The 14,823-nt window shown below is 37.9% G+C and carries 9 protein-coding genes; 4 read left to right on the top strand and 5 right to left on the bottom strand.

The annotated features are described in order from the left end of the window. Positions 1–32: 32 nt before the first annotated feature. The 5 genes from J2786_RS03545 to J2786_RS03525 form a co-directional block, all read right to left on the bottom strand. Positions 33–842, bottom strand: coding sequence for a glycoside hydrolase family 16 protein (locus J2786_RS03545; RefSeq protein ID WP_047431328.1), 810 nt, complete (start codon positions 840–842; stop codon positions 33–35). Positions 843–923: 81 nt separating this feature from the next. Further along, positions 924–3,146 (bottom strand): beta-glucosidase BglX, encoded by a 2,223-nt coding sequence (gene bglX, locus J2786_RS03540; protein WP_047431331.1) that lies wholly within the window; start codon positions 3,144–3,146, stop codon positions 924–926. 9 nt (positions 3,147–3,155) lie between these two features. Continuing rightward, on the bottom strand, positions 3,156–4,580 hold the full coding sequence (locus J2786_RS03535) for a glycoside hydrolase family 30 protein (protein ID WP_047431334.1): 1,425 nt from the start codon (positions 4,578–4,580) through the stop codon (positions 3,156–3,158). A 3-nt stretch (positions 4,581–4,583) separates the two neighbouring features. Beyond that, positions 4,584–6,113: a RagB/SusD family nutrient uptake outer membrane protein gene (locus tag J2786_RS03530; RefSeq protein WP_047431337.1), complete on the bottom strand. Its 1,530-nt coding sequence runs from the start codon at positions 6,111–6,113 to the stop codon at positions 4,584–4,586. Positions 6,114–6,122: 9 nt separating this feature from the next. After that, positions 6,123–9,041: a SusC/RagA family TonB-linked outer membrane protein gene (locus J2786_RS03525; RefSeq protein ID WP_047431340.1), complete on the bottom strand. Its 2,919-nt coding sequence runs from the start codon at positions 9,039–9,041 to the stop codon at positions 6,123–6,125. 176 nt (positions 9,042–9,217) lie between these two features. Between J2786_RS03525 and J2786_RS03520 the strand changes: the two genes are divergently transcribed. The 4 genes from J2786_RS03520 to J2786_RS03505 all read left to right on the top strand — a co-directional run bounded on the left by J2786_RS03520 (position 9,218) and on the right by J2786_RS03505 (position 14,633). Further along, a complete protein-coding gene (locus tag J2786_RS03520; RefSeq protein ID WP_082001965.1) occupies positions 9,218–10,402 on the top strand; it encodes an MFS transporter in 1,185 nt (394 codons plus the stop codon). Positions 10,403–10,418: 16 nt separating this feature from the next. Then, positions 10,419–11,207, top strand: coding sequence for an NUDIX hydrolase (locus J2786_RS03515; protein ID WP_052186977.1), 789 nt, complete (start codon positions 10,419–10,421; stop codon positions 11,205–11,207). 128 nt (positions 11,208–11,335) lie between these two features. Next, the gene (locus J2786_RS03510) at positions 11,336–12,514 is read left to right on the top strand and encodes an acyl-CoA dehydrogenase family protein (RefSeq protein WP_034698448.1); all 1,179 of its coding nucleotides are present in this window, start codon (positions 11,336–11,338) and stop codon (positions 12,512–12,514) included. Positions 12,515–12,674: 160 nt separating this feature from the next. Next, complete coding sequence (locus J2786_RS03505; protein WP_047431347.1) at positions 12,675–14,633, top strand: T9SS type A sorting domain-containing protein; 1,959 nt, start codon at positions 12,675–12,677, stop codon at positions 14,631–14,633. Positions 14,634–14,823 lie beyond the last annotated feature (190 nt).

Here is a 14,823-nt window from a genome sequence, read left to right as displayed (position 1 = left end):
TCTGTTTCCGGACCCAGTGGTCCTCATTTTCATTATTTATTCTGATAGACTCTTACGTAGTCTATATAATACTTCTGTGGAAAAACAGCATCATCAATACCTTTTTGTCCTCCCCACATTCCACCTACAGCGAGGTTTAAAATGATAAAGTAAGGTCTGTCAAAGGGCCATGCTTCCTTGTTTTTCTCTTTATTCACATAGGTGAAAAACTTTTGGTCATCAATATAAACATCTATTTTTTCCGGTGTCCAGTCTGCTTTATAGATATGAAACTTTTCGCTTGCATCTTTTACAAACAGCGTATCGGTTTTCTGGGTTCCCTGGATATGGTTGTACTTTTTAGTATGAACAGAAGCATGTATAAATCCCTGGTTATAACCAACATGTTCCATAATATCCAGCTCACCATCATCCGGCCATTTCTTCATATTTTCGCTCATCATCCAGATAGCAGGCCATGTTCCGCGGCCTTTGGGAAGCTTTGCTCTGACTTCTACTGTTCCGTACTGAAAGGAGAATTTTCCTTTGGTTAAAAGTCTGGCAGAAGTATATTTATTGTTTTCCCAATTTTCTTTTCTGGCCTCAATGATCAGGTTTCCCTTTTCCATTCTGGCGTTCTCAAGCCTGTTTTTGGTATAAAACTGAGCTTCCTCATTTCCAAAACCTCCACCTCCTACATCATAATTCCATTTTAATGAATCCGGAAGACCTTTCCCATTAAATTCATCATTCCAGATCAGGGTTCTGTGAGCATCAGGTTTGTGCGAGGCACAGTTCAAAACAGTAAGGAAAAAAGTTCCTGCTGCGCATATTTTGATGATATTTTTAGCTTTGAGATTCATATATATTAGAGTTTTAAGTTTTGGCTAAAGCCAACTTTTCTGATGTTTTTAATGAGCGGGTTTAACCCGCTCCTATTGAATTTATTTTGTCCAGTTGATTCTTTTGGTCTGTACATGTTGAGAATCAGTTCCGATCATAATATCAAACTCTCCACCTTCCCAGTCAAAATTCAGCTCATCATCAAAGAATTTCAAGTCTTCAGGAGTAAGTTTAAAATCTACTTTTTTACTTTCTCCTTTTTTGATGAATACTTTCTGGAAGCCTTTCAACTCTTTTACAGGTCTTACTACTTTTCCGAAAAGATCCCTGATATAAAGCTGAACGACCTCCTCGCCATCATATTTTCCTGTATTGGAAACGGTAACACTGATATTCAGCGTCTGATTTCCTGTAAGGCTTGTTGAACTTAATACCATATCGGAGTATTTGAAATCGGTATAGCTTAAACCATATCCAAACGGATATTTCGGATCATTATCAAGATCTATATACGCTGAAACATAGTTTCTGTCTGTATTATTTTTTGCAGGTCTTCCTGTATTATAATGATTGTAGTATACAGGAATCTGACCTTCTGTTCTCGGAAAGCTCATTGGAAGTTTCCCTCCGGGGTTTACGGTCCCGAACAGAACATCTGCAATAGAGTTTCCAGCTTCGGTTCCCAACCACCATGTGTACACAATTGTTGGAATATTATCTGCCGCCCAATTGAAAATCAGAGGTCGTCCTGCATTGATCATCAGAATGATGGGCTTCCCTGTTTTGGCAATTTCTTTTAATAAATCTTCCTGAACGCCAGTAAAACCAATAGTACTTCTGCTTTTTGCTTCTCCACTCATCGCATGGCCTTCTCCCAGTGTCATAATGACAACATCAGCTTTTTTCGCCGTTTCTATAGCTTCTGCAAACTGGCTTTTATCCTGATCATCTACATTGCAGCCTTTTGCATAGAGTAAAGTAGAATTTTTATCCAGTTGATTTTTAATTCCGTCAAATTGTGAAATGATTCTCTGGTTGTCATCTTTGAATGCAACAGACCAGAAACCATGGTTGGCTACTGTTTCTTTACCGAAAGGACCAATCAGAGCTACTGTTTTTGTAGTTTTTGAAAGCGGAAGAATATTTCCCTGATTTTTAAGAAGAACAATACTTTTTGATCCGAATTCTCTTCCAAATTTTCTGTTTTCCTGATTATCGGTCTGTTCTTTCTGTCTTTTTTCATTACTGAACCTGTAAGGATCATCGAAAAGTCCCATTTCAAATTTCTTGGTTAAAATTCTTCCCGCTGCATCATCTACCAGTTTAGGATCTACTTTCCCTTCTTTAACCAGTTTTGGAAGTTCTGCCATATAGACACGGCTTTCCATATCCATATCGCTTCCCCCCTGTATTGCTTTTTCAGCAGCTTCAGCACCATTTTTTGCGTAACCGTGAGGAACCATTTCTCCGATGCTTCCCCAGTCTGAAACTACAAAACCTTTATAATTCCATTTTCCTTTTAAAAGATTTCTCTGAATATATTGATTGGCTGTTGCAGGAATTCCGTTAATATCGTTGAAAGAGTTCATAAAAGTAGCTACTCCTGCTTCTGCCGCAGCTTTGAATGGCGGAAGGTATGTTTCGTTAAGCTGTCTGAGACTCATATCTACAGAATTATAATCTCTTCCACCTACGGCAGCTCCATATGCTGCAAAATGTTTTGCGCAGGCCATTACAGCATCCAGACTTCCCAAACCTCTGCCCTGAAACCCTTTAATCCTTGCCAACCCTATTTTTGTTCCCAGGTAAGTATCTTCCCCGGAACCTTCCATCACTCTTCCCCATCTCGGATCTCTGGCAATATCCACCATTGGAGCAAATGTCCAGTGAATACCATAAGCGGCGGCTTCTGTTGCAGCAATTCTCTCTGATTTTTCTATCATTCCAAGATCCCAGCTTGCTGCCTGTCCTATATTCACAGGAAATGTGGTACGGTATCCATGGATAACGTCCTGCCCGAACAGCAAAGGAATTTTCAGCCTTGACTGCATCGCCAGTTTCTGAAAGGCTCTTGTTTCTTCCGATCCGGCAACATTCAGCATAGAACCTACTTTCCCTTTTTTAATTTCTTCTAAAACAGCAGCAGAGTTGGATTGCTGTGGTCCTGTAGCATATTCAAAACCACTATATTGTACCATCTGCCCAACTTTTTCTTCAAGGGTCATTTTAGACAGCAACTCTGTTACTTTCTGATCAATTGTTTTTTGTCCGTAAGCATTCAGTCCAAATGCGGAAAATGCCAGTAAGAAATAAACTCTTTTCATAGTATCAAATTAAAAAATATAGGTTGCTGTAGAACGTCCTGAAATTGTTACTGCAGCGGTTTTGCCAGCAAATTTAATATTAAAATTCTCATCTGCCTGATTATCGTTCTGTACAATTAAAACTATTTTCCCAAATTGAGTCTTAAAAGCCGCCGTGGAAAGTTTATCCGTCTGTGTGGAAGCGATACGTTGAGAACCTGCAGGAATAAATTTTGAAGCATGTGCAATAATATAATAGGAAACGTTTCTGGTGAAATTCCCGCTATCGGAAACGGTTATTGCTCCTTTACATTCCGTACATCCGCCATCTGTATGAGGGGCAAACTTCAGATCGTTGGCTAGATTCCATTCCAGCGCAATTTTACTCCAGTTTCTCATAGATCCGATGATCACGTTTTTTGTATGCCAGTTCAGATCTTCGGTAAAAGTTCCTTTGGAACCTGTCCATTGTTCAGTAAAGTATAAATTCTTATCCGGGAAAGCATCATGTACCGTACTTAAAGCAGAGATATCTCCTTCGTACAGATGAAAAGCAGATCCGTCTATGTATTTGTTTGCTTCGGAATCCTTTAAAATATCAATCGCATATTCAGGTTTGTTGCAATTGTGATCATACACAACAATTTTGGTGGTAATTTCATTGGATTTAAAAACCGGACCCAAATGATTTTTGATAAAATCTCCCTGTTGCTCAGAAGGCATATATAAACTTGGGTTATTACCAGGATGTAAAGGCTCATTCTGAGGAGTTATAGCATCAATGGTGATCCCTTCTTTTTTCATTCCCTGAATGTATTTTACAAAATACTCAGCATATGTTTTATAAAATTCCGGTTTCAGACTTCCTCCTTTTGATTTTCCGTTGTCTTTCATCCAAACAGGAGGAGACCAAGGTGCTGCAATGATTTTAATGGAAGGATTAATCGTTAGAATTTCTTTCAGCATTGCAATCAGGTTTTTGTCCTTTGCAAGGCTGAATTTTGAGAGAGCAATATCTGTTTGTCCTTCCGGCAGGTCATCGTATGAAAATACTTCGCCATCAAGATCGGAAGCACCAATACTTAATCTTAAATAGCTGATAGAAATTGAATTTCTATCATTTCCAAAAAGTTCGTTAAGCAGTGCTTTTCTTTTGGAAGGCGACAAACGGTTGATTACCTCAACACTTCCTCCTGTTAATGTATATCCAAAGCCATCAACATATTGAAACTTTTGAGCATCATCAATTTCAATATTCTGAAAGCTGTTGGTGTTATTTAAAAATTTAACAGAGGTCTGCTGCTGTAATTTTACACTTTCATCTCCTTTTGTAAGCCAGTACTGTACTTCATTTCCTTTATGGGAAGCCATTGATGTACATGATAAAGGAAAAAGGGCCACACCACTAAGTAGTGCGGCACCTCTAAAGAAACTATATAAGTTGTGAAACTTCATATTTTAGTAACCAGGATTTTGTTTGATCTTCGTATTAAGAAGTTCATTATAAGGAATCGGTAAAAGCTCATTCTTATTGGGTTTAAATCCTCTAGATGCTAATTTGGAAGGTGCTTCTTCCCATCTTACGAGATCAAACCATCGATGCCCCTCACCAGCCAGTTCACGTCTGCGTTCATCTTTAACAGCTTGCAGTGTTACTGGTACTGAAGGCAGCCCAACTCTGGCTCTTACTGCATCCAATAGAGCCTGGGCTCTTGCACCAGAGCCGTTTAATGCTTCGGCTTCCATTAAGTAAGTATCTGCCAGCCTGATTACGATATAATTCCTGCTGTAGTTAAGCTCCGGAGCTCCGGGAAGATTGGATACCTCATCTCTTCTGGGAAGATATTTATTCAAAAAATAACCGGTATCATTATGAGCGGGTGAATATTTGATCTCTCCGCTTGCAGTCAGTTGTTTTGCGTTCAGGATCGTGGCATTCACTCTCGGATCGTCCTTCAGGAAATTATAAAGATCTTCTGTTGCAGTATTAAATGCCCATCCTGAAACAATATCAGGTGCTGTAGTCTTTAATCTATCATATCCTCTCGGTCCTATCATTATACAGATAGAGTTTCCTTCATCCTTTCCTTGCCCCCAGAAGCCCCAGTCTGAATTTCCTTTATTGGTATGCATCACTTCCAGAATAGATTCTGTGGTGAACTTGTTGTCCTGTCTCCACAGGTCATTATAATTGGCAATTAATTTATATCCGTACTGACTGGCTTGTCCCGGCGTTCCGTTCACTTCTGCAAATTGGGCTGCAGCAAGATCTTTCTTATTGTTATACAGATAAATTTTTCCCAGGATAGCTCTGGCTGTCCCCTGGCTTATCCTTCCTACCTCAGCTTTGTTAGTAGGTGCAATAGATAGCGGAAGATCATTAATGGATGCTACAATATCTGATTCAATCTGCTCATACACTTTCTGGGTCTCTGCCTGAGGGATATTATAATAATCATCGGTTGCTGTAATAGGCTGTAAGATGAGAGGAATATTTCCAAACATTTTAAGCAGCTCAAAATAGTAAAGTGCTCTCAGCGTTTTAGCTTCAGCAATAAATCTTTTGCGTACCTGATCATTCATTTTAGCACCCGGAATTCTCTGAATAAGGAGATTTGCTCTTGCAATTCCCTGGTAGAAATCATTCCAGTAGGTTTTGGGAACAGTGATCTGATCAATAGAATAGTTGGAGAAACTTTGTATTCCGGTACCGTCTGTAGGACTTCCGCCGCCGGAATAGAAATCATCGGAAGCTGCGTTAAAGAAAGTGACCGTATTTTCAAACCCGCCAGAATATTTTCTTAGCAGGTCATACACTGATACCAGCGCACTAAAAGACTGCTCTTCATTCTGGAAGTAGTTATTGGAGTCAAAAGCTCCTTTATTCTGCACATCTTCAATGAACTCATCACCACAGGATACGGAACTGAATCCAATACCTGATGTAAGTGCGATCAGTACTATTGCTTTATAGAATCTATTTTTCATGTTTGTTTTTTAAAATTGAATGTTAGCACCAAATATGAATGTTCTGGCCTGTGGATAATATGCCCTATCTATACCATAGGAATCATTAACTGCAATTTCAGGATCATATCCTGTATATTTTGTAAAAGTGAAAAGATTTTCTCCTGTTACATAAAACCTTACCTTACTGGCACCAAAGCGTTTGGAAATTTCTACTGGCAGCGTATATCCCAGCTGAACCAGTTTAATTCTCATAAAATCTCCTTTCTGAAGATAATAATCGGACATTTTGGTGTAATTTTCATTTTTATCATCGGCATCCAATCTTGCCACTGTATTTGAAGTACCTGGTCCTGTCCATCGATCAAGAATTGTAGTTTGGTAATTACTGTAGAACAGATCAAGTCTTCTGAGACCCTGGAAAATCTTATTTCCTCCCTGACCTTGTAAAAACACCATCAGATCTACGTTCTTATAATTAAGATTTAATGTTAAACCATAGGTAAACTTAGGGACAGAACTTCCCAGATATTCATAATCATCCTGATTGATTCTGCCATCGCCATTTACATCAAGTCTTTTGAAATCACCAGGCTTGGCATTAGGCTGTATCAGGCCACCACTGGCATTTCTATAGGCATCAATTTCTGCCTGTGTCTGGAAGATACCCAGATTCTGATATCCATAAAAAGCTCCGTAAGGTGAACCCACCTGGAATCTTGTTACCGGTCCCATAGACTGGAAAGATGCAAAGTTTTCGTAGATTTTATCATCTTCAAGTCTTGTTACTTCATTCTTTAAATAAGAGAAGTTACCATTTACTGAAATTCCGAAATCAGACCAGGTCTTTTTATATCCCAGATTAACTTCAACACCAGTATTGTTCATATCCCCCACATTTCTCCAAGGTCTGTCCGGTGCACCTACATATCCTGGAATATCCACCTGGCGAAGAATATCCGTTGTTTTCTTCTTAAACCAATCCACTGTCAAAGTAAAATCATTTAAGAATTTCAAATCGGCAGCAATATTCAACTGAGAAGTCTCTTCCCAGCGAAGATCCGGGTTTTCAAGAGTAGTTGGAGCATATCCGATAATGATATTATTATCACCATAAGTATAATTGCTTCCTGATTTAAGGAAGTTTGCAAACCTGAAGTTTTCAATAGCATCATTACCTAAAACACCATATCCTCCCCTGAACTTCAAAGTGTTAACGATCTTATTCTCCGGCCAGAAATTTTCGTTGGAGACATTCCATCCCAAAGAGAAGGCAGGAAAGTTCCCCCAATGTCTGTTTTTTGCAAATTTAGAAGAACCATCTCTACGGATTGTACCGGTAAACAGGTATTTATCTTCATAATCGTAAATCACTCTGGCAAAATAAGAGGCCTTGTGGGTTTCAACCCCGTCATAAGCTGATGTTGAACGGTTTTCCTGGGGAACATCAAAATTAAAGGACGCGTCCTCCCAGTTATTAACCGGCAGGTTGATATAGGTGGTATTATTTCCGGAACCTATATTATAAAAGTAAGCTCCCTGTCCGATTAATACACTCAAATTATGATTTCCCCATTTATTCTGATACGTCAATGTATTTTCCGTATTCCATTCCAGCTTTCTGTTGCTTTCTCTTAAGAAGCTATTAAATACTGTATTTCTTGAATTGGTATTAAGATAAAATTTAGGGGTAAACTGTTCTTTTCCCCAATAAGATAGCTTTCCGTTAAGGGTAGTTTTGAAAGTAAAATGTTGTAAAAACTTTAACTCTGCAAATATATTCGCCACAAAATCATCCGACCAGTTGTATCTTCCAAGCTGAGTTTGTCTGAATGCCAGTGGGTTTGTCATCTCATTCTCTACAATAGTTGATACACCATACGGATTTCCGAAAGCATCTCTAATCAGATAAGGAGAAATACCTGCATTATTGTACGGGCTTGTATTCAATAAGGCAGGATCTGTAACCACTACCTGTGTTATAGGGTCTAAATTGATCGCTGAACTTAAAGGACCTCCGAATTCGTCATTCGCATTAACTCCTTTCGTCTTTTGGTGAGTATAGGAGAATGTTTGTCCAATGGTAAGGAAATCAAAAACTTTATGGGTAGAATTCAACCTTACATTCATCCTTTTGTAATTTGAAATATCTTTCAGGACAATTCCGTCCTGTTCATAATACCCGAAAGAAGAATAAAAAGTAGATCTGTCATTTCCTCCACTCAGACTGAATTCGTGAGACTTTCTTTCAGCAGTGTTGAATACTACATCCTGCCAGTCTGTACCGGCTCCAAAAGATTGAGGATTAGTAAAACGCGGGGCCTTTCCGGCATTAGTCAGAGCTTCATTAATAATAGTTCCGTATTGGCTGGCATTCAAAAGATCCAATTTTTTTGATGCCGATCCCACCCCGTAAAAACCATTATAGGTTAAGTTCATCTTTCCCTTTCTCCCTTTCTTGGTTGTTACAAGAATAACACCTTTGGCTGCAGAAACCCCATAGATCGCTGCAGAGGCACCATCTTTCAGAATTTCCATATTTTCTATATCAGACTGGTTGAGCCATGCAATATTATCCACAACAATTCCATCTACAACCCACAAAGGATCATTACTTCCTGCACCAAAACTTGTTACACCACGAACCCTTACTGTAGCTGCAGACCCAGGCTGTCCGGAATTGGTCACCACAGAAACACCTGCCGCCCTTCCCTGAAGGACCTGTTCAGGCTTTCCTGAAGGAATATCCTCAATATCCTTCGCCCTTACACTGGAAATAGCTCCTGTCACATTACTCTTTTTCTGAGTACCGTAACCGATGACTACCACTTCGTCTATTTTGTTTTCTTTCGCAAGTGTGTCCTTCACCTTGGTGGTCTGGGCACTGAAGTTGGCCGTAAAATAGAGGACGGCAACCACTCCTACGCTTCTTGATATTCTTACATTCATATACAGTTATTGTTTAATTCTCAAATTGAGACAATAAAAATATATTTTTTTTTAATTAATTAACATTCTATTCATAAATATTTTAATTTTTCTTTTATTTTTCAGGGTTAGAAGCCCTATCTTAGCATCAATATTTCATAAAATTTCATAAAAAATTAATAAAGTTATCTCCCAAAATGATCGTCAAGCCTTCAAAAATTTCTCTTCCGTTAAAACTTACCTTTCTCATTTTTTCAATGGTTCTAAACTGTATGGGACTGGTGATTCTGCAGTTGTCAGAAGAGAAAATCACCTATGGAGAACTGGGGCTTTTAGAATCTTTCAAAGATTTACCTATTGCTTTTATTTCGCTTTTTGCAGTGAGCTTTATCAACAAGACCGGACCTAAAAAAGCATTGATTCTGGCCCTGGCTATTGTTGGATTCTGTTGCTGTCTTCTTCCTTTTGTAAAAGTTTTCTGGTTTTATAAATTGTGGTTTGCAATTATAGGAGCCTGTTTTGCTATCGGTAAAATCTGTGTTTTTGGAATTATTAGGAATAATATTTCGGATGAAAAATCCCTGGCAAAGACCATGAATAATGTTGAAGCATCTTTTATGATCGGGATTTTCGTTGTGAATACAGGTTTTGGATGGGTGATTTCCAGCCAGTACTCGGAATTCTGGAAGTTTGGTTTCCTGTTGATTGCTTTATTATCTGTACTGACTATTTTTCTGCTTTCGAAAATAGAAATAGTAGAGTCAAAACCTATGGAAAGTAAAAGTATTCTCTCAGAATTATCTGGGTTTACCACCCCTGCAGTTGCTTTGTTTTTAGGAGTGGTCTTTTTTATCGTCTTTGTGGAACAGGGATTCAATTCATGGCTTCCTTCTTTTTATAAAAACCATCTGAAAGTCAATTCTTTTTTTGCGCTTCAGGCCACTTCTTTTCTATCTATTTTTTCTTATGCAGGCCGAACAGTTACTGCCAATATTATCAAAAAATTTTCATTACCCAGATATTATATTACATGTATGGTACTTATTATCACCTTACTGTTCATGATAGTGGGCATTCAGTATTTTGATTCGGAAGATTCCAGATTCTTGCTTTTTTTATTTCCGGTTATTGGCTTGTTTCTTTCACCCCTCTATCCTGTGATCAACTCAAGAATGATTGCGCAGGTGGATAAAGATAAAATCAATCTTTTCACCTCTCTTATTGTTATTTTTTCCTCCCTGGGCAGCTCTGTCAGTTCTATTATTATGGCCGTTTTGTTTGAAAAGCAGCTGTTGAATTATTATCCGTTATACATCTTATCTTCTGTAATTCTGCTTTTTGTGATTAGTTTTATATATTTTACTGTCACAAATAGAAAATAGTTTTATTTTTACTGCCATGAAAATCAAAGACACAAAAAGTAAAGAAACGCTACAGGAACTCATTGACACGAAAGATTTCGTAGCGCATATTTCCGTTGACTGCACCATATTCGGCTTTCATAATAACATTCTGAAAGTTTTGCTTTTAAAATATCATGATCTGGATCTATGGTCACTTCCGGGTGGTTTTGTTTTCAATGATGAAGACCTGAGAGAAGCTGCTGAAAGGGTTTTGTTTGAAAGAACACATCTTAAAGGGTTATTTTTGAAACAGTTTCACACCTTTGGAAGAATAGACCGTACAGAGAATAATGTACATCAGATTCTCCTTAAAAATAAAGGAATAACCGTTCCTGAAGATCACTGGATTTTCCAGCGGTTCGTTACAGTAGGATACTGCAGCCTTATTGATTTTTCGCTGGCTGATACCTTCCCTGATGCTTTCAATGAAAGCTGTGAATGGTTTGAAGTCAACAACCTGCCTAAAATGGCATTCGATCACGACAGAATTATAGAGACAGGTCTTGAATATCTGAGAATGAATATCAATACAGAGGTTGCAGCAAGTAACCTGCTTCCTGAAAAGTTTACCATGAAGGATCTTCAGGCCCTTTATGAAACTATTTTAGGACAGAAATTCAGAAGAAATAATTTTCAGCGAAAAATTTTAAGCCTAAATATTCTGGACAGAATGGAAAAACTCTATGATGGCTCAGCCAATAAAGCACCCTATCTGTATAAATTTAAAACTGAAGTTCATAATTCTACCAATCAGTATCCCATCTCTAATGATGAGGAGTCATAAAAATATAAATTTAACCAAAATCATAAATAAAATAGCAGTACACCCCTGAAAATCAACAGTAAAACAAGTTTTTAAAAAAATTTCTCAGACACCACGAAAAATGCTATTTTTAACAAAATCAAAAAATCATGTCATATTATCCTCTTACAAGCATCCCTGATTATTATGGAATTGATGCTTTACTTACTGAAGAACACAAACTCATCCGCCAATCTGTAAGAGACTGGGTTGAAAGTTTTGTAATGCCGCAGATAGATCAGGCCGCTCAAAATCATACAGATATTCCTAATCTTATGAGAGAATTGGGGAAAATCGGAGCACTGGGACCGTATATTCCGGTTGAGTATGGCGGTTCAGGATTAGACCAGATTTCTTATGGTCTGATTATGCAGGAGCTGGAAAGAGGAGATTCTGCAGTACGTTCTGCTGCTTCGGTACAAAGTTCATTGGTGATGTTTCCTATCAACGAATTCGGTTCTGAAGAACAGAAAAAGAAATATCTTCCAAAACTTGCTGCCGGAGAAATGATCGGGTCTTTTGGATTAACTGAACCTAACCATGGTTCTGATCCAGGTTCTATGGAGACTTATTTTAAAGATATGGGAGATCACTATCTTTTGAATGGAGCGAAAATGTGGATCACCAATTCTCCTTTATGTGATATCGCTGTGGTATGGGCAAAAAATGAGGAAGGAAAAGTACAGGGATTAATCGTTGAAAGAGGAATGGAAGGTTTCACTACTCCTGAAACGCACAATAAATGGAGCTTAAGAGCTTCCAAAACAGGAGAGCTTGTTTTTAATGATGTAAAAGTTCCGAAAGAGAATCTTCTTCCTGGAGTAACAGGATTAAAAGGACCTTTATCTTGTCTGAACTCTGCAAGATATGGAATTTCATGGGGAGTAATCGGTGCTGCTATTGACTGCCACTGTACTGCTGTTCAATATTCTAAAGAAAGAAAGCAGTTTGGAAAACCAATCGGTTCTTACCAGCTTCAGCAGAAAAAATTAGCTGAATTCTTAACAGAGATTACAAAAGCTCAGTTACTTTGTCTTCAGCTGGGAAATCTTAAAAATGCACACAAAGCAACGCCTGCTCAGATCTCTATGGCTAAACGTAATAACGTGCATATGGCCATTGAAATAGCCAGAGAATCCAGACAGATCCTTGGTGGTATGGGAATCATGGGTGAATTCCCGATGATGAGACATGCCGCAAACCTGGAATCTGTAATTACTTATGAAGGAACACATGATGTTCACTTGCTGATCACCGGATTGGATATTACAGGAATCAACGCTTTCTAAAAAGATAAAAATATAAATGCAGAGAGTCTGGCCAATGGTCAGACTCTTTTATTTTACTCACTTTGCAGAGATTTTATATTCAATGAATAATTATTAATCTTCTAAAGTTTTTGTTGTTTTATTAAATTTATTACTTTAATACCACACAAAAACAAACAATATGAAAAAAATCACAACTTTTTTACTAAGTCTTACAGCTCCATTTTACTTTGCCCAGCAGGCTGGTGATGTTGTAAGTGCCGAACAGAAACTGGATTTAACACCTCAGGGAGTCATCAATTTTATCGCCAATAATCTTGGTGATCAGGATGCTCCGGAATTTGCAAACTACCTGAACAGCTTCAATCTCGGGCTGAAAGGGTACAAAATCACTTATTACACCAAAAACGAGAACAATGTTCTTGTAAAAGCAACAGGATTACTGATGTATCCTAATGTACCCTTCAAACTCTCAACAGTAGTATCGGATCATGGAACTACAGACAGCAGACACAATGTTCCGTCTAATTTTAAAGGAGCTTTAACCGCTGGATTTGTTGTTGAACTATCCTATGTACTCAACGGTTATATTTTGATGGCACCCGACTACGTAGGGATGGGAACTGGGGACGGAACTCACCCATATGTAGATTATGCCACAGAAGCCGGAGCTACAATAGATTTTATAACAGCCGCAAATAAAGTATTGGCCCAACTGAACATTAAACGTTATGATGAATATTTCCTGGCCGGCTATTCACAAGGCGCTCACGCTGCTATGTCTACATTAAAAAGATTAAGCGTTTCAAACCCCACTCAGATAAAATTTAAGTATGCTTACATGGGAGACGGACCTTACGATTTCTCCGGAGTAACGTTAAATAAAGGAGTCCTTGAAAAAGATTTTTATCCTTTCACCTCATTCCTGGCAAATGTCCTTCATACCTGCAACAATACAGGATATAAAACGTATAATAATGATATTTCAGAAGTTATATCTGCCGAATATCTGGACAAATACAATTATCATGTTGTTCAGGATAACGGCGGACTTCTGTGGGGTCCTGTTATATGGAGAAAGCTCTTTACAACCAGCTTCGTTAATGATGTTACTAATAATCCTAATAACAAGCTCAGGCTATACATGAAACCTAAGGATGTCTACGACTGGTATAATAAAACACCAATGACACTGGGACATTCTACCATAGATTTAGCTATCCCGCCAGAAAATACGTCCAAAACTATTGATGTTCAGCGTGGCTACTATCCATGGTGGGATCTGAATAAATATAAACTGGATTCTTTTTACTGGGGACCATTAGGACATGTGGGAGGAATTCTTCCTTTTACATTAGCTTCCAATGCTAAATTCAATACGCTGAGAAGCGGCGGGTTTCTTAATGAATGGGCTATTGCAGGGGCAATTTTCGGTAAGCAGTCAGCAGAGAAAGCATCTGAAAGGCCTTCCCTTCTGTCTTCACAGATCAAGCCTGATCTGGGCAATATGCAGCTGGTTGAAATTACAGATTTCAATAAAGAAAAAACACAGAGCAGAACAGCCAACACCCAAAATTTATCGGCTTTAAAAGACGGAGTCTATCTATTAAAAGTATCGGAAAACAACGAAAATAAAATAATTCCATACATCAAAAACACACCAAAAGAAGTTGCTGAAAACGAAATTGTACAATCTGCAAGCTCATCAGTTTTGCAATTAACAGTAGATCAGGAGGAACTTACTGCTGTACATATTTTTGATGAAAATAAAACCCTGATCAAAAGTATTTCCCAAAAACAATATCGTGAAGCCGGAGGAATCAACATTCAGGATCTGGAAAATAAAGACTATACATTTGAAGTAGTTACGCCTTATTATAATCTTCAGTTCCGCAAGGCCGTTGGAGGAACAGTGTCACCAGAAAACAGTACTGATATTTATACTCTGAAACAACAAATTATAGTGAAATCCGGTAATGATATTAAAAACATCAGCATTTACAGTATTTCGGGTGCTCTGATCGTTCAGCAGGAAGTTAATAAACCAGTGTTTGAATCCAGAAGCTTAGAATCGGGAGTATACCTTGTACAACTCACATTTTCTAACGGAAAAACTATCAGCAAAAAAATAAAAGTGTAAACAATCACTCTTCATATCTCATTTCAAGTTAATTTTTGGCACTTCAGCAATGAAGTGCTTTTTTTATCGATGAATAACTCCACAAAAAATAATTGGAGATAAATTTTATTTTAAAAACCTTAAAATTACATAATCCATTATTATTTATCATTTTACAATATCCATTTTCAACTTTTAGCAAAAATTATAT

The sequence above is a fragment of the Chryseobacterium vietnamense genome, from assembly GCF_031454475.1.
Lineage (GTDB): Bacteria > Bacteroidota > Bacteroidia > Flavobacteriales > Weeksellaceae > Chryseobacterium > Chryseobacterium vietnamense.
The sequence above is the reverse complement of the archived record's forward strand: the minus strand, read 5'-3'. Positions and strand labels throughout refer to the sequence as shown.

What these genes read in the sequence shown, in the direction of transcription:
- J2786_RS03545 (WP_047431328.1), bottom strand. Translation starts at nt 842, where the DNA reads ATGAATCTCAAAGCTAAAAATATCATCAAAATATGCGCAGCAGGAACT.
- bglX (WP_047431331.1), bottom strand. Translation starts at nt 3,146, where the DNA reads ATGAAAAGAGTTTATTTCTTACTGGCATTTTCCGCATTTGGACTGAAT.
- J2786_RS03535 (WP_047431334.1), bottom strand. Translation starts at nt 4,580, where the DNA reads ATGAAGTTTCACAACTTATATAGTTTCTTTAGAGGTGCCGCACTACTT.
- J2786_RS03530 (WP_047431337.1), bottom strand. Translation starts at nt 6,113, where the DNA reads ATGAAAAATAGATTCTATAAAGCAATAGTACTGATCGCACTTACATCA.
- J2786_RS03525 (WP_047431340.1), bottom strand. Translation starts at nt 9,041, where the DNA reads ATGAATGTAAGAATATCAAGAAGCGTAGGAGTGGTTGCCGTCCTCTAT.
- J2786_RS03520 (WP_082001965.1), top strand. Translation starts at nt 9,218, where the DNA reads ATGATCGTCAAGCCTTCAAAAATTTCTCTTCCGTTAAAACTTACCTTT.
- J2786_RS03515 (WP_052186977.1), top strand. Translation starts at nt 10,419, where the DNA reads ATGAAAATCAAAGACACAAAAAGTAAAGAAACGCTACAGGAACTCATT.
- J2786_RS03510 (WP_034698448.1), top strand. Translation starts at nt 11,336, where the DNA reads ATGTCATATTATCCTCTTACAAGCATCCCTGATTATTATGGAATTGAT.
- J2786_RS03505 (WP_047431347.1), top strand. Translation starts at nt 12,675, where the DNA reads ATGAAAAAAATCACAACTTTTTTACTAAGTCTTACAGCTCCATTTTAC.